We start from the raw sequence: 25,956 nt of genomic DNA, 5'->3' as shown, positions 1-25,956 counted from the left end.
ATGAATCGACTTTTAAGCACTGTTTCTCTCGTCGGTCTGCTGGCACTGGGTGCCTGTGGCGAGGAGAAGAAGGAAGAGGCTGCGAGCCAGGCAGCGCCGGCAGCGACCTCCGAGGCAGCGAGCACTGCTGCTCCCGCGACGTCTGAGGCTGCGGCCCCTGCCGCATCGACGCCCCGCCAAGGCGGCGAATACACGGTGCTGTTCAAGGACGATCTTGATTCAATGGATCCTGCCATCGGCTATACCTTCCAGAGCTGGTCGCCGATCCGCGCCGTGTTCGACGGCTTGATGGATTACAAGCCCGGCACCACGGAGCTGGTACCCGATCTCGCCGAGAGCTTTGAAATTTCACCTGATGGCCTCACCTACACCTTCAAGCTGCATGACGGGGTGAAGTTCCACAACGGCCGCACGATGACATCGGCCGATGTGAAGTATTCGATCGAGCGCGTCGCGGACCCGAAGACGCAGAGCCCGGGCGCCGGCTATTTCGCCGGCATCAAGGGCTATCAGGATTTTGCCGATGGCAAGGCCAAGGACATCGCCGGCATCACCACGCCGGACGACAAGACCGTGAAGTTCGAGCTCAGCGCCCCCAACGCCACGATGCTGGCCGTGTTCGGGCTCAATTTCGGCATGGTCGTGCCGAAAGAGGAAGTCGAGAAATACGGCGCCGATTTCACGCATCACATCGTCGGCACCGGCGCCTATTCATTGGCCGAATACACGCCCGGCCAGCGCATCGTGCTCAACCGCTTCAAGGATAATTTCAACAAGGCGGAAGGTTTCGCCGACAAGATCACCATCCAGTTCGGCATCGAGCCGGTGGTGCAGGTCTTGAAGGTGCAGAACAACGAAGCCGACATCACCGGCGACATCTTCCCGCCGGCGAAGTTCCTGGAAGTCAGCAAGGATCCGGCTTTGAAGGATCGCTTCATCACGGCCGACCAGCTCAACACCAATTATCTGGCCATGAACGTCAATCTGAAGCCCTTCGACAAGGTCGAGGTGCGCCAGGCCGTCAACATGGCGATCGACAAGGATCGCCTGGCCAAGATCCTCAACGACCGCGCGACACCCACCAACCAGGTGCTGCCGCCGGCCATGGGGGGTTACGACAAGGCCTATCAGGGCTATCCGCATGATCTGGAGAAGGCCAAGGAATTGCTGAAGGCGGCCGGGGTCGGCGAAGGCTTCACCACCCAGCTCTACTTCCAGAACGCCGATCCGTGGCCGCGCATGGGCCAGGCGATCCAGCAGGATCTCGCCGCCATCGGCATCAAGGTGGAACTGAAAGGTCTCGATCTCGCCACGTCGGTAGGGGTGAGCTCGAAGCCGGACGGTGCACCGATGAGCCTCACCGAATGGTATGCCGATTTCCCGGACCCCTCCAACTTCTACACGGCGATCCTGGGCTGCGCCGGTGCCATCGAGGGCGGTTATAACTGGTCGTTCTATTGCAACAAGGATATCGACAAGCGCGCGGCCGAGGCGGACGCCATCACCGACCCGGCGAAAGCACAGGAGCGCCTCGACGCCTGGAAGGGCATCTATGCCGATATCATGAAGGACGCGCCTTGGGTCCCGCTGGTCAATGCGCGGCGTTATGCGTTGAAGTCGGCGAAGATCGACGGCGATCCTTCCTACTTCACCGATATCATCACGCAGCCCTTCCCCTATGACACGGTCTGGGTAAAGCAGTAAGCAAGAGGTAAGGCCATGAGCGGTTCGCACAGCCACGCCAATCACACCATCCATCGTCATCACCATCATCACGGCTGGGATAACAGCCTGAAACCCGTGTTGACGGTGGCGCCGGGTGCGGTGATCGATCTGGAGACGATCGATTCATCGGGCGGGCAGATCACGCCGGACTGGACCGTCGCCGATATGGGCAAGCTCGATTTCGGGAAAGTGAACCCGACGACCGGCCCGGTCTATATCGACGGCGCTGAGCCGGGCGATGCGATCAAGGTGACGCTCATGGCCTATCGCCCCTCCGGCTGGGGCTGGACGGCGAACATCCCGGGCTTCGGCCTGCTCGCCGACCAGTTCAAGGAACCGGCGCTCCATATCTGGAAGTACGACGCCAACACGCTGGCCCCGGCGGCGTTCAAGGGCCTCGCCAATGTGCCGCTGAAACCCTTTGCCGGCACGATCGGCCTCGCCCCCGCCGAAGCCGGCCTCCATTCGGTGGTCCCGCCGCGCCGCGTCGGCGGCAACATGGATATCCGCGACATGGCGATGGGCACCGAACTCTATCTGCCGGTTGAGGTCGCGGGCGGGCTGTTCTCGCTGGGCGACACCCATGCGGCGCAGGGCGATGGCGAGGTCTGCGGCACGGCGATCGAAAGCCCGATGGACGTCACCGTGAAGCTCGATCTGGTGAAGGGCGCCAATCTGAAATTCCCGCGCTTCCGCACGGCAGGACCGGTCACCAAGCATCTCGATGCCAAGGGCTATGACGTCACCACCGGCATCGGCACCGATCTGATGGAAGGCGCCAAGGCAGCGGTGGCCGGCATGGTCGAGCTGCTGACAACGCGCCACGGTATCGCACCGGTCGAGGCCTATATGCTGTGCTCGGTCTGTGGCGATCTGAGGATCAGCGAGATTGTCGACATGCCGAACTGGGTGGTGTCGTTCTACTTCCCACGCGTGGTGTTGGAGTGAGGATGGACCGAGTTTCACCCCTCACCCCGACCCTCTCCCCGCTCTCGCGGGGCGAGGGAGTTCCGACCGAGCCCTTCCTCTAAGTCCCTCGCCCCGCTTGCGGGGAGAGGGGTTGGGGTGAGGGGTTGTTGCAATAGAAATGAACCAAGTTGAAATGACTCCTTCCAAACCCATCGGCGACATTCTCCTCGACGTGCGCGATCTGTCGGTCGAGTTCGCGGGGCCGCAAGGTGCCATTCGCGTGATCGACAAGTTGAGCTTCGATTTGCGCGCGGGTGAGACGTTGTGCATTGCCGGTGAATCCGGATCGGGCAAATCCGTGACAGCCTTGTCGCTGATGGGATTGCTGCCCAAGCCCGGCGGGCGCATTGCCGGTGGGTCGGCGCAGTTCCTGGGGCGCGATCTCTTCAAGCTCGACGAGGCGGCGATGTCCGCCTTACGCGGCAACGAGATCAGCATGATCTTCCAGGAGCCGATGACAAGCCTCAACCCGGTCATTTCGATCGGCACGCAATTGACGGAAGGTTTGGTCCGGCATCTGGGCCTTTCACAGAAAGACGCGCAGAAGCGGGCGTTGGAAGCGCTCGAGGCCGTGCGCATGTCGGAGCCGCAGCGGCGCCTGAAACAATATCCGCATGAGCTTTCCGGCGGCATGCGCCAGCGCGTGATGATCGCGATGGCGATGGCGGCGAAGCCGAAGATCCTCATCGCCGACGAACCGACGACGGCACTTGATGTCACCATCCAGGCGCAGATCCTGGAATTGATGGCGACCCTGCAGCGCGAGACAGGCACGGCCATCATCATGATCACCCATGACATGGGTGTTGTGGCCGAGCTCGCCGACCGCGTCGTCGTGATGAAGAAGGGCGAAGCGGTGGAGCGCGGCGAAACGGCCGCGATCTTTGCCCACCAGACACATCCTTATACCAAGGCGCTGCTCGCTGCCGTGCCGAGCTTCAATCAGGGGGCAGCGGCGCCAAAGGCACCGGATGTCGCCAGCGCCAAACCGATCATCGAGGTGAAGGATCTGATCGTCCGCTTCGACGTGAAGGGCGGGCTGCTGCAGCGCGTGCAGCAGCGCGTGCATGCGGTCGAGAAGGTGAGCTTCGATCTGAAGCCCGGCGAGACCTTGGCATTGGTCGGTGAATCCGGCTGCGGCAAGTCGACGACGGGGAAGGCGCTGATGCATCTGGTGCCGTCCTCCGGCGCCATCCATATCGAGGGTGAGGCCGAGGGGAAGAAATCGACCGCGGAACTCAAGGCCATCCGCCGCCGCGTGCAGATGATCTTCCAGGATCCGCTGGCCTCGCTCGATCCGCGCATGAATGTGGGCGATCTGGTGATGGAGCCGCTGGTCATCCACAATATCGGTACGACCGCCTCACGCCGCGAGAAGGCCGCGGAACTCTTCCGCCGCGTCGGCCTGACGCCGGAGCAGATGGCGCGTTTTCCCCATGAATTTTCGGGTGGCCAACGCCAGCGCATCTGCATCGCCCGGGCATTAGCCCTCAATCCCAAGGCCATCGTCGCCGATGAATGCGTCTCGGCGCTCGACGTCTCGATCCAGGCGCAGATCCTGGAGTTGATGACGGAATTGCAGGACGAACTGGGTGTCGCCTATCTCTTCATCTCGCATGACATGGCGGTGGTGGAGCGCATCAGCCACCGGGTGGCGGTCATGCAGCTCGGCCAAATCGTCGAAATGGGGCCGACCCGGGCGGTGCTGGGCAACCCGCAGCATGCCTATACCAAGAAGCTGCTGTCGGCCGTGCCGATCCCGGATCCTGCCCGCCGGCATTCGGAGGAATGGCAGCGCGACAGGAAGCGCATCGAGGGCGAGGTGCCGAGCCCCTTCCGACCGGTGGATTACACGCCCGACTATGTCACCTTCCGCGATCTCGGCGGCGGACATCTGGTCGCGGCGTAATACTAAGGTCGTCATCCCCGGGCCCTGTCGGCGCATGCCGACATGCGTCGGCGGGACCCGGGGATCCACTGGTGCAGTTGAGAGAGTGGATGCCCGGATCAAGTCCGGGCATGACAATGAGTGAATAACGGAGAGACGAGACATGACCGAATACTGGCGCCTTTCTGCGATCAAGGCGGTCGAGCTGTTGAAATCCGGGGCGGTGACGCCGCTCGATCTCATCGATGACGCGCTGGCGCGGATCGAGGCGGTGAACCCCAAGGTCAATGCGGTGGTGACGCTGTGCGCCGACCGGGCGCGGGATCATGCCAGGCGGCTGATGGCGAAGCCGGTCGCGCAGCGCGGGATGCTGGCGGGCCTGCCCATCGGCGTCAAGGAACTCAACGACGTGGCTGGCGTGCGCACGACCTATGGCTCGCCGATCTTCGCCGACAATGTGCCGGAGAAATCCGACATCATGGTGGAGCGGTTGGAGAGCAATGGCGCCATCGTGCTCGGCATGACCAACAGCCCGGAATTCGGCGCCGGTGGCAACACCTTCAACGAGGTGCATGGCGAGACCTATAACCCCTGGAACGTGAAGCTGAATGCCGGCGGCTCGTCGGGCGGATCGGCCGTGGCCTTGGCGGCCGGCGAAGTGTGGCTGGCGACGGGATCGGATCTTGGCGGGTCGTTGCGGACACCGGCCGCGTTCTGCTCGGTCGTCGGCTTGCGTCCGTCGCCCGGCCGTGTGCCTTCGGGTCCTGGCGAGTTGCGCTTCGACACGCTGGCGGTCGACGGGCCGATGGCGCGCAATGTCGCCGACACGGCGCTGTTCCTGGATGCGATGGCCGGCTGGCATGTCGACATCCCGGTTTCGTTCCCGGCACCCAGTGAACCCTTCCTCACCACCACGCAGAAGAAGCTGAAGCCGGGGCGCGTTGCCTATTATCTCGATCCGGCGGCGCTGCCGATCGAGGCCGGTGTGAAGTCGATTTGCCGTGCGGCCATTGAGAAGCTCGCTGCCGCCGGGATCGCGTTCGAGGAAGCCTCGCCGGATTTCAGCGGCGTCGGCAATGCCTTCCAGACGCTGCGGGCGGTCGATTACGCGACGACCATGCGGCCGCTCCTCAACAAGCATCGCGACAAACTCAAAGCCGAAGTCATCTGGAACGCCGAGAAGGGCCTGGGTCTGTCGGCGGAAGAAATCGGCAAGGCGCATCTCAGGCGCTCGCGGCTTTATGCCGACATGGTGGCGTTCTTCAAGGACTATGACCTGCTGGTCCTGCCGGCGGCACCCATTCTGCCGCGCGACATCAAGGAGCGCTGGCCGCGCGAGATCAATGGCGAGGCGCTCGACAATTATGTCGAATGGCTGAAGCTCGCGGCCCTCATCACCATGACCTCCTGCCCAACGCTGTCGCTGCCTTGCGGCTTCTCACCCGATGGCCGGCCGATGGGCCTGATGATCGTCGGCCGCCCCCGTGGCGAAGCGGAACTGCTGTCGCATGCGGCACTGTTCGAAGACATTCTGGGCCTGAAGGACGCGGTGCCGATCGACCCGAAGGGGTGAGACGCCTGCGGCGCCCCTCACCCCAACCCCTCTCCCCGCAAGCGGGGCGAGGGGCTTATGGCAGAGGCTCGCTAGCAACTCCCTCGCCCCACGCAGTGGGGAGAGGGTCGGGGTGAGGGGCCTTTACGGCTGTGACGTCTCTCCACCCTCTTCTTTCACCGCCGCCAGATAAGCGTCGCGCATCTGGTCGCTGGCCTTGGGGCCGGTCTTGGGGCGGGGTTGGCCGAGATGTATCTCGCGCAATTCGTCCATGAATTGGGACCACAGCGTCGGTCCGCCCTTTTCGAGGATCTCGGCACGAACGGAGAGGGTCTTGGTGACCGGCGTGTGGCGGCGGCCCCAGGCACCCATGGCGGCCAGAAGCGGCACCAGCTGGATCGCCTTTTCGGTGAGGCTGTAGATCGCCTTCTGCTTGTGGCTGGGATCGTCGGCGCGGGTGAGGAAGCCGCCCTCGGTGAGGCGCTTCAGGCGGTCGGCGAGGATGTTGGAGGCGATGCCTTCCTCCGACTGCGTCAGGAATTCACGGAAATGGCGGCGGTTGCCGAACATCATGTCGCGGATGACGATGAGCGACCAGCGGTCGCCCAGCGCCTCGAGCGTCAGGTTGATGGGGCAGCCGGAGCGGGTCGTGTCGGGGGTCATTGAAGCCTCAGATGAAACTGCTTGCAATCTAGGATCAGATTGACGGAAGCGCAACTGGTCGCCCGAAAGCAGGCTCATAATCTTGCGCCGCCTGTTCTTGAGGCAGGGGGAGGCGGTCGCTATAGTGCCGCGCACTTTGTGCGGTGCGATGCTATGTCTGGCAGCGGCCGCCCGATCTCCTGGAACAGGTGGATAATGAGCGTCGCCTACGCGGATGAGTTGCGCGGCAAATATGCCGATGAACTTGATACGGGCATGTCGGCCGTTTTTTCCAAGACGGTGACGGAGACCGATATCGTGCTGTTCGCGGGCCTCTCGGGCGACACCAACCCGGTCCATCTCGATGAGGACTTCGCCAAGCCCACCATGTTCAAGGGCCGCATCGCCCATGGGATGCTCACCGCCGGTTTCATCTCGGCGGTGCTCGGCACCAAACTGCCGGGGCCGGGCTGCATCTATCTGTCGCAGAGCCTGAAGTTCAAGGCGCCGGTCCGCATTGGCGACACGGTGGTAGCGCGCTGCACGGCAACACAGGTCGACAAGGAAAAAGGTCGCGCCACGTTTTCGACCATCGCCACGGTCGGCGAGACAGTGGTGCTGGAGGGCGAGGCCATGCTGCTGGTGCCCAAGCGCCCGAAATGAGTTTGAACGCAGTGATGGCCGAGACCCGACCAAGAACCCCTCACCCTAACCCTCTCCCCACAATGTGGGGCGAGGGGACTTTGCTGGTGACGGCATCTCGATCGACTCCCTCGCCCCGCGTCAGCGGGGAGAGGGTTGGGGTGAGGGGCGTTTCATGCGCCTGATCCGACATCTTGAGGACGTGCCCTTCGAGGCCCGAGGTGCCGTGGTCGCGCTGGGGAATTTCGACGGGGTGCATCTGGGGCACCAGGCGGTCATTCGCCAGGCGGCGGAGATCGCGCGGTCGAAAAAGGCGCCGCTCGCGATCCTCACCTTCGAGCCGCATCCGCGCTCCTTCATCCGGCCGCAGGATCCGCCCTTCCGCCTGACGCCATTCCGCATCAAGACGCGGCATCTGCAGGCGCTGGGTGTCGATTTCGTCTTCGAACTCGCCTTTGACGGCGCCATGATGGCGCGCAGTGCCGAGAATTTCGTGAGCGAAATCCTGGTCGCTGGCCTCCACATCGCCCATGTGGTCGTGGGCTATGATTTCTGCTTCGGCAAGGGCCGTGCGGGCAATGCGGCGCTCCTCACCGAATTCGGCGGGCGCCATGGTTTCGGCGTCACCTCGGTGGCGGCGGCCAAGCGTGGCGATGGCCCGGCCTATTCATCGACCCTCATCCGCGAGCAATTGCAGGCGGGCGACCCCAAGAGCGCTGCCGCCACACTTGGCCGACCTTGGGAGATCGAGGGCCGCGTCGAGCATGGCGATGCGCGCGGGCGGCAGCTCGGATTCCCCACGGCCAATATCGCCATCGGCGAGTACATGGAGCCCAAGCTCGGCGTCTATGCCGTGATGGCGATCGATGGCGATGACGAGCGTGGCGGCTGGATCAAGGGTGTCGCCAATCTGGGACGCCGACCGACGGTCGGTGGCACCCGCGTGCAGCTTGAGGCGCATCTCTTCGACTTTTCGGGCGACCTTTACGGCAAGCATTTGCGCGTGGCGCTCATCGATTTCATCCGGCCTGAGATGAAGTTCAACGGGCTCGATGCCTTGAAGGCGCAGATCGCTGCCGACAGCGATTCCGCCCGCAAGATCTTGGCCGACTATCACGGCCCGCAGCCCGGTGGACATCCGGGCAGCGGCAAACTCGATTGACGATTTTTGACGACTGGAACTGATAAGACCATGAGCGCCGACAAACCCACGCCGGATTACAAGGCCACCGTCTTCCTGCCGAAGACGGATTTCCCCATGCGCGGCGACCTGCCGAAGAAGGAGCCGGCGATCCTCGATGCCTGGGTGAAGGAAGACCTTTACGGCAAGCTGAGGAAGGCGTCGAAGGGCAAGGAAAAATTCGTCCTCCATGACGGCCCGCCTTACGCCAATGGCAACATCCATATCGGCCACGCACTCAACAAGATTCTGAAGGACGTGATCAACCGTTCGCAGCAGATGCTGGGGAAGGATGCGCATTACGTCCCCGGTTGGGACTGCCATGGCTTGCCCATCGAATGGATGATCGAGGAGCAGTATCGGAAGGCCGGCAAGAACAAGGACGAGGTGGAGATCAACGAGTTCCGCCGCCAGTGCCGCGACTTCGCCGCCAAATGGATCGACGTGCAGCGCGAGGAATTCAAGCGCCTCGGCGTTGCCGGCGATTGGGACCATCCCTACACCACCATGGCCTATCCCGCCGAGGCGCAGATCGCGCGCGAGATCGGCAAGTTCCTGATGAATGGCTGCCTCTTCCGCGGCTCGAAGCCGGTGATGTGGTCGGTCGTTGAGAAGACGGCGCTGGCCGAGGCCGAAGTCGAATACCACGACCATGTCAGCAACACGATCTGGGTGAAGTTTCCGATCCAAAAAGGGCCGGAGGGTCTCAAAGGGGCGGCCATCGTCATCTGGACAACGACGCCCTGGACCATTCCGGGGAACCGCGCCATCGCCTTTGGGAAAGACATCGATTATGTCGGCCTGGAAGTGACGGCGGTGGGTGAAGGCGCCCATGTGAAGGCCGGCGACAAGCTGGTCGTCGCCAAGGATTTGAAAGCGGCGTTCGAGGAGAAGGCCGCGATCACCGGGTCGACCGAATTCTGGTCGGGCCAGGGCGCGGCATTGGCCGGCAGCGTCACGCGCCACCCGTTCCATGGTTCCGGCTATGATTTCGAGGTGCGGCCTTACGCCGGCGATTTCGTCTCGACCGAAGCCGGTACCGGCTTCGTGCATATCGCGCCCGGCCATGGCGCCGACGATTACGAACTGGGCCTTGCCAATGGCATCGAGGTGCCGCAGACGGTCGGTGCCGACGGTGCCTATTACGACCATGTGCCGCTCTTTGCCGGCAAGCGGGTGATGAACCAATACGGCAAGAAGGGCGATGCCGACGATTCGGTGATCGCCGCCTTGACCGAGCGCGGCATGCTGGTGGCCAGCGGCAAGATCACGCATTCCTATCCGCATTCCTGGCGGTCGAAGGCGCCGATCATCTTCCGGAACACGCCGCAATGGTTCATCTCGATGGAGAAGAACGATCTGCGGAAGACGGCGCTCGCTGAGATCGACAAGACGCGCTTCGTGCCGGCCGCCGGCAAGACGCGGCTTTATTCGATGATCGAGAACCGGCCGGATTGGTGCATCAGCCGCCAGCGCGCCTGGGGCGTTCCCATCGCCGTCTTCGTCAACAAGAAGACGCAGGAACCCTTGCGCGACCAGAAGGTCGTCGACCGCATCGTCGAGGCCTTCATGAAGGAAGGTGCCGATGCCTGGTATTCGAGCGATGCCTCGCGTTTCTTGGGCAACGACTACAATCCGGATGACTATGAGCAGATCAAGGACATCGTCGATGTCTGGTTCGATTCCGGCTCGACCCATGCCTTCGTGCTGGAAGAAGCGACGCGCGCCGATCCGAGCTGGGACATGACGAGCCCCGCCGACCTTTATCTCGAAGGCTCGGACCAGCATCGCGGTTGGTTCCACTCCTCGCTGCTGGAAAGCGTCGGTACACGGGGCAAGGCGCCTTATAAGGGCGTCCTCACCCATGGCTTCACGCTCGACGAGCAGGGCCGCAAGATGTCGAAGTCCTTGGGCAACGTCATCGCGCCGCAGAAGGTGATGGAGCAATACGGCGCCGACATCCTCAGGCTGTGGGTGGTCTCGACCGACTATGCCGACGACCAGCGCATCGGCAACGAGATCCTGAAGCATTCGGCCGAAGCCTATCGGCGTCTGCGCAACACCTTCCGCTATATCCTGGGTGCGCTGGACGGGTGGAGCGAGGCTGAGCGGATCAGCCCGGCGGAGATGCCGGAGCTCGATCGCTGGGCGCTGCATCGCTTGAGCGAACTCGATAAGGTCGTGCGCGCCGGCATCGACGGCTACGAGTTCCACGACCTCTTCATCGAGCTGCATAACTTCTGCGCGGTCGATTTGTCGGCGTTTTACTTCGACATCCGCAAGGACGCGCTCTATTGCGACCGGCCGGATTCGGTGCGCCGCCGTGCGACACGCACGGTGCTTTATGAAGTGTTCTCCTGCCTTACCGCCTGGCTTGCCCCGATCCTCTGCTTCACGGCCGAGGAAGCCTGGCGCGCACGGCCCTGGAAAGAGGGTGAGGACAGCGTGCATTTGCGCGTGATGCCCACCCTGCCAACGAACTGGGCCGATGCGGCCCTGGCTGAGAAGTGGGACAAGGTGCGCGATATCCGGCGTGTCGTCACCGGCGCCCTGGAGCTTGCCCGTGCCGAGAAGAAGATCGGCGCCAGCCTGCAGGCCAAGCCGAAGGTCTATCTGTCGGCAGAGCGCCAGGCGCAACTTAAAGGTCTCGACCTTGCCGAGATCGCCATCACTTCCCATATCGCGCTTCTGAGCGAACCGGCGCCAGCAGGTGCCTTCACGCAGAACGATGTGGCGGGGGTGGCCGTGGTGGTCGAGTTGGCAAGCGGTGAAAAATGCGATCGCTGCTGGCAGGTCCTGCCGGAAGTGGGTGAGCACAAGGCCCACCCGACCCTCTGCCACCGCTGTGCCGATGCGGTTGATTCTGGCAAGGTCGGGGCGGCGTGATGACCAGGAAGCGCCCCCTCTCCCTAACCCTCCCCCACGTGGGGGGGAGGGAATACCAGCCAGCCCAATCGCGATGCCGAACACAAACTCGCCCGGACTCCCTCCCCCCTACGTGGGGGAGGGTTGGGGAGAGGGGGCGGTTCGGCCAGGTTCGCGATCGGAAGGGAGCCTGAGCCATGCGCATCGCGTCCGCAGCCCTCTTTCGCCACGCCATCATCCTGGCCGGGCTCATCATCGTCGCCGACCAGTTCACCAAATGGCTGGTCATGGTCGAAATCATGAACCCGCCGCGGGTCATTCCGGTGATTCCGCTGGGCCAAACGGGCATCAATCTGGTGATGGCCTGGAATACCGGCGTCTCGTTCAGCATGCTGCGCGATACCGGGCCGTGGCTGCTCTCGGGCCTCGCAATTGTGGTGAGCATCGGCCTGGTCATCTGGCTGATGCGGCTTAACGCACGCCTGCCCGGCTATGCGGTCGGCCTCATCATCGGCGGGGCGCTGGGGAATGTGATCGACCGCCTGCGATTCGGGGCGGTGTTCGATTTCATCGATTTCTTTGTGGGCGACTGGCATTGGCCGGCCTTCAACCTCGCTGATTCCGCCATTACGGTGGGTGTCGTTCTCCTCTTGTTCGACGCCTTGTTTCAATCGTCGGATAAGGGTAAAAATAGCGCCGGATCGGAGGCTCCCTAGACCATGCGCGCGAAACACATCCTCACCGCCCTTGGCCTGCTGGCATTGCCGGCGCTGGCCGGCGGCTGTTCCAACAGCACCAAGGAAGCGCTGGGCCTGACCAAGCGCTCGCCGGACGAGTTCCAGGTCGTCTCCAACGCACCCTTGTCCATGCCGCCGGATTACAACCTGCGCCCACCCGCACCGGGTTCGCCCCGGCCGCAGGAAGGCACCGCGCGCGACCAGGCGCAGCAGGTGGTCTTTGGCTATCCGGGCGCCGGTGGCACGCCGTCGAAGCTGCCGGAAATCGGCGTCGGCGAGGCGTCCTCGGCCCAGTCGGCCGGCGAGGCCTCGTTGCTGCAATCGGCCGGGATCACGGGTGTCGATCCGAATATCCGCCAGGTCGTCGATGCCGAGACCAATGAGGACGAAGCGGATTCGAAACAGCTGATCGACAGCATCGTCTTCTGGCGCAAGCCGGAACCCTATGGCACCGTCGTCAATCCGGACGAGGAGCAGAAGCGCCTGCAGGAAAATGCCGCACTCGGCAACGCGCCCACCACCGGCGACGTACCCATCATTGAGCGCAAAAAGAAGGGCCTCCTCGAAGGTCTGTTCTAGGACCCGACTTGGAAAATTGATGCCGAATTGGAAGAAAGTTCTGCTGGGGCCGGCTGCGATATGCGCCGGCCTTAGTTTTTCGCCCCTGTTCATCGCCACTGCGCAGGCCGATCTGTTCGAGGCTGAGACCTTTACGCTGAAGAACGGGATGGAGGTTGTGGTGCTGCCCAAGCACCTCGCCCCCGTGGTGTTCCAGGTCGTGGTCTATAAGGTCGGTGCCGCCGACGGGCTGAAGGGCAAGAACGGTGTCGCCCATTTCCTTGAACACCTGATGTTCAAGGCGACCAAGAAATTGAAGGCCGGGCAGTTCAGCCAGGATGTGGACCGCGTGGGCGGCACAGACAATGCCTTCACCAACCAGGACATGACGGCCTATCACCAGGAATTCGCCGCCGAGCACCTGCCGCAATTCATGGCGGCCGAGGCCGACCGCATGGTCAATCTGCAGCTCGACGACAAGGTGGTGCTGCCCGAGCGCGACGTCATCCTCAACGAACGCGGGCAGACGGTCGAGAGCGATCCGGGCAGCCGGCTTTCGGAAGCCATGAACGCCGCCATCTTCCAGAACCACCCCTATGGCCTGCCGATCATCGGCTGGCGCCATGAGATGGAGACCTATACCACCAAGGACGCGGTCGACTTCTATAAGCGCTGGTATGCGCCCAACAACGCGATCCTGATCGTGGCCGGTGATGTGACGCCAGCCGAGGTGAAGAAGCTCGCCGAGAAGAATTTCGGGAAGCTCGCCGCGCGTCAGATCCCGGCGCGCGATCGGTTGATGGAGCCGCCGGCGGAAGCGGCGCGGCGCCTGTCGCTCAGCAGTCCCGAGGTCGAGCATCCCAGTGTCTGGCGGCGCTACATGACCGAGAGCTATCGCACGGCCGGCCTCACCAAGGGCGACAATACCGCCTATGCGCTGAGCGTGCTGTCGGAAGTGATGGGCGGCGGTGCCGTCGGGCGGCTCTATCGCGCGCTGGTCATCGATCAACATGTGGCATTGGGCGCCGGGGCGAGCTTCAGCGGCGATGCCCGCGACTATGGCAGCTTCACCTTCTATGCGTCCCCCCGCGACCCGGCCGATCTTGGCAAGGCGGAGGCCGCGATCGATGCGGAAATCGCCAAGCTGCTGAAAGACGGCATCACGGCTGATGAGCTGGCGGCGGCCAAGAACCGCTTGCTGCTGGAAGCGGCCAAGGCGCGCGACAGCCTCAACGGCCCGGCCTTGCTGGTGGCGGAATCGCTGGCCGGCGGCGAAAGCATGGCCGACATCCAGGCCTGGCCGGACCGTATCAACGCCGTCACGGTCGAGGATGTCATGACGGCAGCCAAGACGGTGCTGACGCCCGAGAACAGCGTCACGTCCACCTTGCTGCCGGAGGCGTCCGGTGACGACGCCGCCCCTGCCGACGGCGCTCCTGCCAGTGAAACGCCCCCTTCGGATACCGCGCAATGATGCATTTTCTCCGGACGGCGTTGGCCGTCGCCGTTCTCAGCCTGCTGCCGCGTCTGGCGGCTGCCACCGAGATCCAGAAAATCGTCTCGCCGGCCGGTATCGAGGTCTGGCTGGTCGAGGATCATACCGTGCCGGTCATCTCACTCTCCTTCGGCTGGGATGGCGGCACTGCCATGGACCCCAAGGGCAAGGAAGGTGTCGCCATGCTGGCCTCCGGCCTCATGGACGAAGGCGCCGGCGACATCGATTCGGCGACCTTCCAGCGCAAGATTGCCGATCTCGGCCTCGATTACGGCTTCGATGCCAGTGCCGACAGTTTCAGCGGCTCCTTGCGCACGCTGACGGCCAACAAGGACGCCGCGGTCGATCTCCTCGCTCTGGCGCTGACCAAGCCGCGCTTCGACGCCGAGCCGGTCGAGCGCATGCGCCGGCAGTTCCTCATCGCCATCGACGGCGAGCAGCGCGACCCCAATGCCGCCGCCTACCGGGCCCTGGAGAAGAAGCTGCTGGGCGATCACCCTTATGCCCGCTCGAATTACGGCACCAAGGAAAGCATGTCGGCACTGACCCCCGACGACCTCAGGCAGTTCATGAAGGACCGCCTGACGCGCGACCATCTTTTCGTGGCAGCCGCCGGTGACATCAATGCCGAAGATCTGGGGAAATTGGTCGACCGCGCCTTTGCCGGCCTGCCCGAGAAGGGCGTTGCCGACAATGTGCCGGAAGCCAAAGTCGCGGATGCGGGATCGCTCTCCGTGCTGACGCGCAACGTGCCGCAGGCGACGGTGATCTTCGCCCAGCCCGGCATCAAGCGCGCCGACAAGGATTTCTTTGCCGTCTATCTGATGAATTATGTGCTGGGCGGCGGCGGATTCTCGTCGCGCCTGATGACCGAGATCCGCGAGAAGCGCGGTCTTTCCTACGGCGTCAACACCGATCTGGTGACGCTGGATCATGTGGGATTCTTAAGCGGGCGCTATGAGACGCCCAATGCCAAGGTGAAGGAGACGCTGGACCTGTTGCGGGCCGAATGGCAGCGGATGGCGGAAAAGGGGCCGACCCAGGCGGAGCTCGACGACGCAAGGACCTATCTGCTGGGCTATTACCCGCGCAACCTCACCACCACATCGAAGGCCGCTGAAACGCTGCTGGGCATCCAGATGGAGGGCCTGGGCATCGATTACATCGAGCGCCGGCGCACCGAAATCGAAGCCGTGACGCTTGATGACGTGAAGCGCATGGCAAAGACCCTGCTCAATGACAAGGCGCTCACCGTCGTGGTCGCTGGCAAGCCGGAAGGGCTTGAAGGCGCTGTGCCGGTGCAGTGAGGGATATTTTTCCGTCATCCCCGGGCCCTGTCGGCGCATGCCGACATGCGTCGGCGGGGACCCGCGGATCCACTGGTGCGGTTGATCGACTGGATCCCCGGGTCAAGCCCGGGGATGACGAGATGATATGAGATAGACTTGACCGCACCCACCCCCATCACCCGCACGACGCTGTTCACCCTCACCGCCCTGGTGGCGCTGGGGCCGTTATCGACGGATTTCTATCTGCCGGCGCTGCCGCTCATCGCGCGGTATTTCGGCGTCGACGAGGCGGGCGCGCAGGCGACGCTATCGGCTTATCTCATCGGCTTTGCTGCGGCCATTCTGGTCTATGGACCGCTCTCCGATCGCTTCGGCCGGCGGCCCGTATTGGCCGGCGGCATTGTCATCTTCACGCTGGCAAGCCTTGGCTGTGCCGTGTCGCAGAGCATCGGGGCGCTGGTCGCCTGCCGCTTCGTCCAGGCGCTGGGCGCCTGTGCCGGGCCGGTCATTTCGCGCGCCATGGTGCGCGACCTGGTCGGCGCGCAAGGGGCGGCGCGGGTCTTTTCCTATTTGAGTGCCGCCGTGGCGCTGGCGCCGGCCATCGCCCCCATCGTCGGCGGTTTCCTTACCGATGCCTTCGGCTGGCGCGCAACCTTCGTGGCGCTGACCATTTACGGCGCCGGGGGCCTCGTCGCGGTCTTCTGGATTTTGCGCGAGACCAACCAGACGCGGGACATGACGGCGGCCAACCCGCTGTCCTGGTTCCGCATCTATGGATCGCTCGTCCGGCACCGGGAATATTTCGGCTATGTGCTGGCGGCGACCTTCGGTTATAGCGGCATCTTCTGCTTCATCTCCGGCTCCAGCTTCGTCTTCATCAATGTGCTGGGGGTGCCGCCGAAATATTTCGGCTTCTGCTTCGGCGTCTTCGTCATCGGCTATATCATCGGGGCGACCAGCGGCGGCAAATTGTCGAAGCGCATGGCGCCGCCCCAATTGGTGGGCCTGGGGTCGTTGATCGCGTTGCTCAGCGCTATCGCCCTGGTCGCGGTCAATCTCGTCGCCACCGCCTCGGTCTGGACGGTGCTGGCGCCATTGCTCCCCTACATGATCGGGGTCGGCATGACGATGCCGGCGGCGCAAGCCGGTGCCATCGGCCCCTTCCCGCGCTCGGCGGGGGCAGCTTCGGCGCTACTCGGCTTTGTGCAGATGGGCGTTGCGGCCGGTGTGGGTGCCATTCTCGGCGTCATCGGTTCGCCTTCGCCGCTGCCGATGACCCTGATGATCGCAGCGATGGCGGTGGCGCAGATGGCCTGCCATTGCTGGGTCATCCGCCCAGCCTTGAAAAGCTAATCCCCCAGGTCAGTCGCGGCCCTGATCTTCGCGCTGCTGGTAGAAGGGCTTCTTTTCTTTCTGTGGCGCGGCCGGTGCGGTCTTTGTCCCCGCGGCCTTGTCGGTGTCGTTGCCCAGGATGGTGTTGAGGAGCGCGCCGATGCCGGATTCTTCTTCCTTGGGCGGCGTTGCCGGTTGGGCAATCTCCGGCACCAGGTCGGTGGGTGCGCCGGCACTGGCGACCAACGCGCCGCCGCCGCGCGGCACGTCGCGGGGCGTCTGGCCTTCCAGGGCGGTGCTCATGAAATCATGCCAGATGACGACGGGCAGCGAGCCGCCGGTCACCTTATCCATGGGGGCGCCATTGTCGTTGCCGACCCAGACGCCGGTCACGAGATCGGCCGTCAAGCCGACGAACCAGGCATCGCGGAAGTTCTGGCTGGTGCCGGTCTTGCCGTAGACCGGCCAGCCCGCAAGTTTGGCCTTCTTGCCTGTCCCCCAATCGACCACCGCCGCCATGACGTCGAGCATGTTGGCCACGGCATTGCCGCTGGCGACACGCCCCGGGCCCGAGCCACCGCGTTCATAGAGCACGGTGCCGTCACGGGTCGAGATGCGGTTGATGGCATAGGGCCAGACACCCAGCCCCTGATTGGCGAAGACTGCATAGGCCGTCGTCATCTCAAGGAGCGTGGTTTCCGAGGTGCCGAGGGCGATCGAGGCATCGTTGCCGATCGGCGTGGTTATCCCTAAGCGCTGTGCCGCCGCAATCACGTTCTTGCGCCCGATTTGTTCGGAGAGCTGCACCGCCACGGAATTGAGCGAGCGCGCGAAGGCTTCGCGTAAATTCACCTCGCCATAGAACTTGTCGTTGTAATTGCCGGGCTGCCATTTGCCGATGCGGATCGGCACGTCGTTGAAGCGGCTCCCCGGGCCAAAGCCTGCTTCGAAGGCCGCCAGAAAGACGAAGGTCTTGAAGGCGGAACCCGGCTGGCGCAGGGCTTGTGTCGCCCGGTTGAACTGGCTCTCGCGGTAGGAGACGCCGCCCACCATGGCCTTCACGGCACCTTCCGGCGTCATGGCGACGAGGGCCGCCTGGCTGGCGTTCTGCTTCGGGCCCATCTCGGCGATGGTCTTGGCAAGGTCGATTTCGGCGATGCGCTGCTGGTGCGGATCCAGCGTCGTCTCGACGACCAGGTCCTGGTCGGAGAAGCCGACGAAGGACGAGACCTGGTCGAGCACCCAATCGGCATAGAACTGGCCGATCTGGCCGCGCGCCTCGCCACTCACCGAGGGTGCCGTCATGGTGGCGGCGGCATCGGCCACATCAGCCGTGATGAACTCGGTCGCCACCATGTTCTGGAGAACGAGTGTCGCGCGGTCGCGCGCCAGCGTCTTGTCGTTCAAGGGGTTGTAGCGCGAGGGCGCCTTCAGCATGCCGGCCAGCATGGCCGATTCAAAGAGGCTCGCCTCGGTCGCCGGATGGCCGAAATATTTCCGTGACGCGGCATCGACGCCATAGGTGCCGGCGCCGAAGTAGACGCGGTTCAAATAGAGCTCGAGGATCTGGTCCTTGGTGAAGTTCTGCTCCAGCCACAAGGCCAGCAGCACTTCCTGGCCCTTGCGGTGGATCGAGCGCTCGGGCGTCAAGAAGATGTTCTTGGCCAGCTGCTGCGTGATGGAGCTGCCGCCCTGCACCAGCCGCCCGCTGGTGAAGTTGACATAGAAGGCGCGCAACAGCCCTTTCACGTCGAGGCCGAAATGGCTGTAGAAGCGGCGGTCCTCGGTGGCGATGACCGCCTGGGGCAGATAGGCCGGCAGGTCCTTCAAGGCCACGGCGCTGCCATAGAGATCGCCGTAAGAAGCGATGAGGCTGCCGTCGCTCGCCACCAGGCTCACCGAGGCGCGGCGCTTGATCTCGTTGAGCTTGGAGACATCGGGCAGGTCGTAGGCGCACCAGGCGATGAAGATAAGGCCGACGAAGCCCGCCCAGATGGCGCCGACAACGCCCCATTTCAGCGTAAACAGGGCCAACCGGCGGCGCCATCGGCGGGCCGGTTTACCTTGGTTTTCCTGCGTTTTGCGCGAATCAGCGTTGGTCATGAGCGCCTTTTACCAGATCGCGGCGCACCCCCGCGACCCTTACCTCTTGGCGCTCATATGGCGACGAATTGCGGCATGATCACGGCAGATCCGCGATCATTTTCCGGTGAGGGAACGTCCGACGTTGGAAGGCCGGCTGGGCGATCAGCCCAAGGCGCGGCGGCCGATGCCGCCACCTGCTTCGCCATTGTCGTGATGATCGCGGCCCGAGACCTTGAGCAGCGCCTCGGTGATGCGCTGTTCGAAGGCCTGTTCCGGATTGGCATCGCCAATGACGTCATCGAGGACCGGGCGCACATTGTTGCGCCAGCCTTCCGGCGCGAAGCCGAAGCGGCGCACGCGCTCGTGGCGGCCGAGCAAGGTGAGCTGCAGGAACAGCTCGCGATGCGCTTCGTCGAGCTTGCAGCGCTCGAAGAGTTGCGTGGGGCCGCGGCCGCCTTCGTCGCCCAAGAGGGCCCGCACATTGCTGACCTGGACACCGGCCCGCAAAGCGAGAGCCGGCAGCACGAAGGCGAAATTGCCGAGGCAGAAGGCACGCAAAACAAGGGTCGAGCTGAGCAAGCCGTTTTCATGCAGCGCGTCGATGAGCGCCCGCATTTCCTCGGCGCGCTGGCCCGGCGCGAAGGAGGTCAGGAGGATGTTCTCGCGCCCATGCTCGATGAGCGCGGAAACCCGCGCCGGCTCGAGGTTATATTTGTCAATGAGGCGCTCGAGGATGCGGCCCGTGACGATGGTGGTCATGCGCTCGGCGACCGCCACGGGCAACGCCCGGCGCTGGGCCACGGCATCGGTCACATTGGCGTTGTCGGCGAAGCGGTCGAGCAGACGGTGATAGGCAGGTGTGGGAATGGCCGCGTTCTCATTGGCGGCCACACGCAGCACGACGGTCTCGTCATCGGTCTTGATGAGGGCGGTCGAGACGGCGGCCGACAATTGCGGCCGCGTCGCCACGACGCGGGCGTGGTCCAGGCCGCGATGCTCGATCACCGCCACCAGGTCCTCATCGGTCAAGGCGAGGCTCTCGGCCAGAATCGGCCGGGCCACGTCCATGACATCCTCGGCGAGGCGCCGGGCGATCGACCGCTCGAGGCCGGGGGTGTTTTTCAGGGTTTCAGCGAGGCGCCGGCGGTATTCCAGCTCGGCATCGGGCAGGACGGCGTTGATGATCGCATTGGCGATCTCCCGCTCCTCGGCGGACAGTTCCCCCGCCTGATAGACATTGGCGACCGCCAGCATGGTGGCGGCGCGCCGGGCCGGAGTCGGGTCTGCGCTCAAGCGAGTTACATCGGCTTGGGTCAACCTTGCCACACTTCGTCCCTTCCAATCTCACGGCGAAATGCGTCGCCGTCCGGTGTTTACAATTTCTTCCGGCTGTGACCGGAAGGTGCCCCGCGTGACTGCCTCGCTCCCCAGATGGAGACTCGCGGCAGACGGCGCTGCACCCGCTCAAACAATAGTTTTTGCCTCATAGCGACGTCCAGCAGCGATCGCGTGAAAAACCCGGTTATCACGGATAAATCACGCAAATTCAGCAATATAGTGTGAGGATTTGTTGCCTCAAATACAGTGAAAAAAGTAGTTAATTTAGCGTAAAAGCGCTGTGGCCAAACCGTGATCTCGGCGTGCCAAAATGGGGCGCCGTTGCCTCTCCCGGACTGAAGCAAATGCCTTGCCAGTCCAGAGGTTCCCCCCGCCCGGCGCCCCCAACGCCCAGCGCATCACCGCAAGGCGAGTGCTTGCCAAGCCGACGTCTTTGGCTAATATGCCGCCCGCGCCGCCCACCCCGTGGGTCCGGCCTTCACAGATGCCTCTGTGGCGAAATTGGTAGACGCGCCTGACTCAAAATCAGGTTCCCAAAAGGAGTGCTGGTTCGAGTCCGGCCAGGGGCACCATCTTTCTCATTTTTTGCTCGATTCGCGCGGCGCCGGCCCGCGGCTAGTGCCGCAGGCCGGGCGTTGGTCCGCACGTGTCAGTGCCAGGCAGCGGCGAGAGTCGGTTGCAGGCTCTGCTTGGTGGTCGGATCCAGATTGAGCTGACCCAGGGGCGGCGGGCTGAACGCCGCCATCGCCGACCGAAGCTGTTCGACATCGCTGGCGCTGGCATATCGCCCGTCGGCCAACTGGATCCGATCGAGCTTGTTGTCGGCGCTGGAATACCAGCCCTGGATCGTCGCCCTGTCATTGGTGCCGATCATCGAGACGATGAGATCGTTGCCCGATTGCGTAAACCACAGCTGGTCGGCGCTGACGCCGGTAAGAATGGCCAGCTTGTCGGCACCACCATCGGTATCGTGGGCATCGATCGTATCGGCCTCGCCGCCACGCCCGAAGCGGAACTCATCCGCCCCCGCGCCGCCGATCAGCGTGTCGTTGCCAGCACCGCCGATGAGGATGTCGTTGCCGCCGGCACCGTCGAGCGTGTCGTTGCCGCCGGCGCCGGAGAGATATTGATTAGCCGCCGAGCCCACAAGGTTATTGCCCGCGTCGTCGCCGGCGAGAGTCTGGCCGTCACTGTACGTGATGGATGAGATTTCGACACTGCTGCTTCGATAGGTCACTGTAAAACCACCGCCGGGCAGTGCCGTTACGAATGGATCATCAGCGATTGCCGCGATTTGAAATTCAGCACCTAACTTAGCACCAGTGGCATCGTACCTCTGCCCAGATGAAGAACCTGTGCCACTGTTCCACACCACCACATAACCACCATCAGCGAGGCCGGCGACCTGCGGTCTAGATTGACTGTTCGAAGCCACGGTATTGACCATGAACTCCGATCCAACAGCCACCCCTTGCGAGGTAAAACGCCGACCATAAACTCCGACCCCATCGCCGTCTTGTCCGGGGCTCGATTCCCACACCGCAATGAAGCCACCATCGGAGAGAGCCGCAATCGATGAACGTTCCTGGGCGTCCGTTCGACCCGAGTTGATTATAAAATCGCCACCACCCAGTTGCTTTCCCAATGTGTCGAAGGGTTGCCCTCGCACATCGGTCTGCCCCGCAGATACATCAGTCCACACCACCATAAAGCCGCCATTCGCCAAGGCTACGACATGCGACTGAAATTGATGGTCGATCGAGGCTGTATTTATTCGAAACATATCGCCAATCGGCGCGCCATCGGCGGCAAAGCGCTGACCGCCGATCGCATAGCCACTCACATCAATCCCAGTCGCGTGCCAAGTGGCAACGTAACTTCCATCAGAAAGGACGGCAATCGATGGCAAGTTACCATTCAAACGGGACCATGCAGAACCGCTCGTCAGGCCAGCGGAATCATATCTCTGAACAGAGATAGCTCCCCCAGTTTCCCGCACGATAAGAAACCCGCCATCCGGCAACGCCGCGACGGTCACCGGCAATTTTGCTACCCCGCCGAGGCCAAATTCGGAACCAAGTCCTTGCCCGGCCGCGTTTAGAAAGCGCCCCCGCAGCTGAGAATTGTAAGCCCCCCATACCACCAACTGGCGTCCGTCAGATAGCGTCGTGATCGAGGATGAGCTACCCGCTAGAGAGCTGGTGACTATGTTCGCGCTTCCCGCCGAAAGCACCGGCAGATCTCCAAGGTAGCGAATTTCATCGATGCTTGTCAGAATGTCCGAACCTTCATTGTTGAGTGTTCGAAGATCGGTAACACGGATATGGCCATTTCCGAGATTGGATATGCTGTAATCAATTGCTCGCCCCGAGAAGATGGCGACATCGTAGCCTGGCCCACCCTTCAACGTATCGTTTCCAAGGCCGCCAATTAGGATGTCGTTGCCGGCTTTTCCTTCAAGCACATCGTCACCGGCGCCGCCGACCAATCCGCTCCTGCCGCTGTAGTCAGTCGTCACCGGTCCATACTGCCGGACGAGAACATCAAGAGACCCTTTGTAGCTGATCGAGAACCCGCCATTGGCAAGTGCGGTAATAGTTGGGTTAGAACCAAATGAAGTGACTTCGAACTCGGCGCCAATAGCCGCGCCACCGGAACTATAGCGCCGTGCCATGATGGCATTTTCGCTGCGCCAAGTAACGACAAACCCCCCATCGGTCAGCGCAACGACCTGCGATTGATCTTGGCTGCCGGCAGTTATCGAATTGACAAGGAATTCACCGCCAACCGCCACGCCCGCTGAATTGTAACGTCGAGCATAGACGCCCCTTTGATCGCCATCTTGTCCATTGTCCGACACCCAGACGACGATCAGACCACCATCAATTAGGCCGGCGACTGACGGGAAGGTTTGTGAATCGCTCCGCCCTGAATTGACCAGAAAATCAGCGCCGCTCAAGGGTAACCCAGACGCGCTGTAAATCCGCCCTCGGATCTCATTTTGCCCTGTTGAATTGTCAGTCCAGGCAATGGCGAAACCGCCGCCTGAAAGAGCTGCGATATCCGGTTGGAATTGATGATCGCTCGTGACCGTATTGATCTGAAAAATGGATCCGATTGTCGATCCATTTGCAGCAAAGCGCTGACCCGCAACTCCATATCCATTCAAATCTATTCCAGTTGCATGCCATGTCACGACATAGCTGCCATCTGCGAGCGTAGTAATCGACGGCGGATTGCCATTTGTTTGTGTCCAGGGCGTCCCGAGAGCGCCGCCAGCTGCATCGTAACGCTGGACGGAAAGGCCACTACCACTCTGTCGCGCGATGACAAACTGTCCATCTGATAGAGCTGCCACAGCGACGGCATTGCCTGGAGATGATCCCAGGTCGAACTCGCCCCCCTCCGGTTGCCCAACAGGATTGAGAAAACGTCCCTTAAGAAGCGAAGTTGGCGTCGACCACACTACCAACTGATTTTCGGTAGTCAGAGTAACGATAGTCGAAGTAAGACCCTGCGCAGAATTTGTTACCGCTGTCGGGTTCAGGACGCCGTTCGCCACCGTCACCTTGTTGTTCATCGGCAACAAATCAATTGTGAATGACTGGCTCTTACTCAATCCGCCAGCATCTGTCGCTACGACCGTTATGCTGTGGGTCGTATTGACGCGATAGTCTAACAATGTGCCGTCAGCAACGGTAACGACACCGGTGACGGAATCGATCTGGAACCGCCCACCCGCATCGTCACTCAGGCTGTAGCTCAGCGTATCTCCCGCATCAGGGTCGCTCGCCAGCGCCGTCACGCCTACAATAGTTCCAGTTTCAGCGTATTCCTCTACATGGTTCAGACTGCTATGGGCATCAATGATGGATACCGGCGCTTCATTGACGTTGGTAACGCCGACCGCCACGGTCTGACTCCTGGTCAGCCCGCCCGTATCTGTCGCGACGATCGTAATGTTGTAGCTGGTGGCGGCTTCATAGTTCAGCAAAGCGCCATTCGCGACGGTGACCACGCCGGTATTCGCGTCGATCTGGAAGCGGCCGCCGGCGCTGTTGCTGAGGCTGTAGGTGACGCTGTCACCGGCATCTGGATCGCTTGCCAGCGCGGTGATGCCGACAACCGTCCCCGTCACCGAGTTTTCGGCAACGCTGTTTGCCGCTGGATTGCTGTCGCTCAATGACGCAGGCGCCTCATTAACGTCAGTGACGGCAATATTGAAGGTCTCGCTGTGGGTGAGGCCGCCTGAATCCGTCGCGATGACCGTGATGCTGTGGCTGCCGGCCGCCTCGTAGTTGAGCAGCGCGCCGTTGGCGACCGTTACGACACCCGTCGTCGCATTGATTTGGAAGCGCCCACCGGCATTGTCGCTCAAACTGTAGGTCAGCGTGTCGCTGATATCCGGATCGCTCGCCAAAGCCGTGATGCCCACCACGGTGCCACTCGCCGCATTTTCCGAGACACTATTCGGCGCGGCGTTGGCATCGACCAGCGAGAGGGGCGTTTCATTGACATTGGTTACGGCGATACTAAATGTCTCGCTCTTTGTTAGTCCGCCTGAATCCGTCGCCACGATCGTAATGCTGTGACTTGCGGCAGATTCGTGATCGAGCAGCGTTCCGTTGGCGACCGTCACGGCGCCGGTCGTAGCATCAATCTGGAAGCGGCCGCCCGCGTCATCGCTCAGAAAATAGGTCAGTGTATCACCGGTGTCCGGATCGCTTGCCAGAGCGGTTATGCCGACGGTCGTCCCGGTTGCCGCATTTTCGTCAACGCTGTTCGTTGCCGACTGACTATCGATCAGCGATGCCGGCGCCTCATTGACGTCAGTTATGGTGATGTTGAATGTCTCGCTCTTCGTCAATCCGCCTGCATCCGTGGCGACGACCGTGACGCTGTGGCTCGCTGCGGCCTCGAAGTCCAGCGCCGAGCCATTTGCGACTGTTACCACGCCGGTCAAGGGGTCGATTTGAAAGCGCCCGCCAGCGTCGTCGCTCAGCGAATAAACCACCGTGTCCCCCGCATCCGGATCGCTTGCCAGAGCGGTCACACCGACGACCGTGCCATTGCCGGCGTTCTCCGACACGGCATTCACTGAAGCGTTATCGTCCGTGATGGTCGCTGGCGCTTCGTTGATATTGGTGAGCGAGATACTGAAGGTATCGCTTGTGGTGAGGCCACCGGAGTCAGTTGCGACAACGGTTATGCTGTGGCTCGTCGCCGCCTCGTAATCCAGCAATGCACCGTTTGCGACCGTGACAACACCTGTCGATGCGTCGATCTGGAAGCGACCGCCGGCATCGTCGCTCAGAACGTAAGTCAGGGCGTCCCCGATGTCCGGATCGCTTGCGAGCGCGGTCACGCCGACGACTGTGCCTGACGATGCATTTTCCGCGACACTGTTCGCGGTCACGTCATTATCGACCAGAGAAATCGGCGCGAGATTCGTCATTGGTGTCTCCCCGTTTGATGACTGCTGAGTGCGAAGGTCTGTCGTGAGCTAGGCATGGTTTCTTAAAACTATGTCTGTTCTTTCCTAACCCGGGCAAGCGCCATTTCTACTTCAACGCGTAATTTCCCCGCTCTGTCATTCCAAAGATGTATTTTGTGCACGTAGCTGTGGCTGAAAAAGCCCAGGCATTTGATTGAGATTTTA

General features: G+C 62.5%; 16 protein-coding genes and 1 tRNA gene. 13 read left to right on the top strand and 4 right to left on the bottom strand.

Translation table 11 applies throughout. The annotated features are described in order from the left end of the window. The 4 genes from SMD31_RS21405 to SMD31_RS21390 all read left to right on the top strand — a co-directional run bounded on the left by SMD31_RS21405 (position 1) and on the right by SMD31_RS21390 (position 6,155). Positions 1 to 1,704 carry an ABC transporter substrate-binding protein gene (locus tag SMD31_RS21405; protein ID WP_320502979.1) on the top strand — a complete coding sequence of 568 codons (1,704 nt, stop codon included), beginning with the start codon at positions 1 to 3 and terminating at the stop codon, positions 1,702 to 1,704. A 15-nt stretch (positions 1,705 to 1,719) separates the two neighbouring features. After that, entirely contained in the window at positions 1,720 to 2,673 is a 954-nt protein-coding gene (locus tag SMD31_RS21400) for an acetamidase/formamidase family protein (RefSeq protein ID WP_320502978.1), read from the top strand. Positions 2,674 to 2,827: 154 nt separating this feature from the next. Beyond that, on the top strand, positions 2,828 to 4,603 hold the full coding sequence (locus SMD31_RS21395) for an ABC transporter ATP-binding protein (RefSeq protein ID WP_320502977.1): 1,776 nt from the start codon (positions 2,828 to 2,830) through the stop codon (positions 4,601 to 4,603). A gap of 142 nt (positions 4,604 to 4,745) precedes the next feature. Continuing rightward, complete coding sequence (locus SMD31_RS21390; RefSeq protein WP_320502976.1) at positions 4,746 to 6,155, top strand: amidase; 1,410 nt, start codon at positions 4,746 to 4,748, stop codon at positions 6,153 to 6,155. A gap of 123 nt (positions 6,156 to 6,278) precedes the next feature. On the opposite strand, the gene SMD31_RS21385 is transcribed toward SMD31_RS21390, so the two are convergent. Further along, positions 6,279 to 6,797: a winged helix-turn-helix transcriptional regulator gene (locus SMD31_RS21385; RefSeq protein WP_320502975.1), complete on the bottom strand. Its 519-nt coding sequence runs from the start codon at positions 6,795 to 6,797 to the stop codon at positions 6,279 to 6,281. Between the two features lie 195 nt (positions 6,798 to 6,992). Between SMD31_RS21385 and SMD31_RS21380 the strand changes: the two genes are divergently transcribed. From SMD31_RS21380 to SMD31_RS21345, 8 genes are all read left to right on the top strand, one after another. Next, entirely contained in the window at positions 6,993 to 7,439 is a 447-nt protein-coding gene (locus tag SMD31_RS21380; RefSeq protein ID WP_320502974.1) for a MaoC family dehydratase, read from the top strand. Between the two features lie 154 nt (positions 7,440 to 7,593). Next, positions 7,594 to 8,580 (top strand): bifunctional riboflavin kinase/FAD synthetase, encoded by a 987-nt coding sequence (locus SMD31_RS21375; RefSeq protein WP_320502973.1) that lies wholly within the window; start codon positions 7,594 to 7,596, stop codon positions 8,578 to 8,580. Positions 8,581 to 8,610: 30 nt separating this feature from the next. Further along, positions 8,611 to 11,484 (top strand): isoleucine--tRNA ligase, encoded by a 2,874-nt coding sequence (gene ileS / locus SMD31_RS21370; RefSeq protein WP_320502972.1) that lies wholly within the window; start codon positions 8,611 to 8,613, stop codon positions 11,482 to 11,484. A gap of 176 nt (positions 11,485 to 11,660) precedes the next feature. Further along, positions 11,661 to 12,179, top strand: coding sequence for a signal peptidase II (lspA, locus tag SMD31_RS21365; RefSeq protein ID WP_320502971.1), 519 nt, complete (start codon positions 11,661 to 11,663; stop codon positions 12,177 to 12,179). 3 nt (positions 12,180 to 12,182) lie between these two features. After that, the gene (locus tag SMD31_RS21360) at positions 12,183 to 12,779 is read left to right on the top strand and encodes a DUF3035 domain-containing protein (RefSeq protein ID WP_320502970.1); all 597 of its coding nucleotides are present in this window, start codon (positions 12,183 to 12,185) and stop codon (positions 12,777 to 12,779) included. Between the two features lie 19 nt (positions 12,780 to 12,798). Further along, positions 12,799 to 14,232, top strand: a complete 1,434-nt coding sequence (locus SMD31_RS21355; RefSeq protein WP_320502969.1) for a M16 family metallopeptidase — start codon at positions 12,799 to 12,801, stop codon at positions 14,230 to 14,232. Continuing rightward, positions 14,229 to 15,560 carry a M16 family metallopeptidase gene (locus tag SMD31_RS21350; RefSeq protein ID WP_320502968.1) on the top strand — a complete coding sequence of 444 codons (1,332 nt, stop codon included), beginning with the start codon at positions 14,229 to 14,231 and terminating at the stop codon, positions 15,558 to 15,560. The genes SMD31_RS21355 and SMD31_RS21350 overlap by 4 nt, the downstream gene beginning before the upstream one ends. Before the next feature lie 138 nt (positions 15,561 to 15,698). Next, entirely contained in the window at positions 15,699 to 16,895 is a 1,197-nt protein-coding gene (locus tag SMD31_RS21345) for a multidrug effflux MFS transporter (protein ID WP_320502967.1), read from the top strand. Positions 16,896 to 16,904: 9 nt separating this feature from the next. Here SMD31_RS21345 and SMD31_RS21340 read toward each other — a convergent pair whose 3' ends face one another. Together SMD31_RS21340 and SMD31_RS21335 are read right to left on the bottom strand one after the other, a co-directional pair. Next, positions 16,905 to 18,977, bottom strand: coding sequence for a transglycosylase domain-containing protein (locus SMD31_RS21340; RefSeq protein ID WP_320502966.1), 2,073 nt, complete (start codon positions 18,975 to 18,977; stop codon positions 16,905 to 16,907). A 144-nt stretch (positions 18,978 to 19,121) separates the two neighbouring features. After that, the gene (locus SMD31_RS21335; protein WP_320502965.1) at positions 19,122 to 20,252 is read right to left on the bottom strand and encodes a DUF2336 domain-containing protein; all 1,131 of its coding nucleotides are present in this window, start codon (positions 20,250 to 20,252) and stop codon (positions 19,122 to 19,124) included. Positions 20,253 to 20,783: 531 nt separating this feature from the next. On the opposite strand from SMD31_RS21335, the gene SMD31_RS21330 reads away from it, so the two are divergent. Next, positions 20,784 to 20,869: transfer RNA gene (locus tag SMD31_RS21330), tRNA-Leu, on the top strand. Between the two features lie 77 nt (positions 20,870 to 20,946). On the opposite strand, the gene SMD31_RS21325 is transcribed toward SMD31_RS21330, so the two are convergent. Continuing rightward, a complete protein-coding gene (locus tag SMD31_RS21325; RefSeq protein WP_320502964.1) occupies positions 20,947 to 25,752 on the bottom strand; it encodes a cadherin domain-containing protein in 4,806 nt (1,601 codons plus the stop codon). Positions 25,753 to 25,956: the final 204 nt, after the last annotated feature.

Origin of the sequence: Dongia rigui (assembly GCF_034044635.1) — a bacterium.
GTDB lineage: Bacteria > Pseudomonadota > Alphaproteobacteria > Dongiales > Dongiaceae > Dongia > Dongia rigui.
Note: the sequence above shows the minus strand (reverse complement) of the source record. Positions and strands in the feature narration are given on the sequence as shown.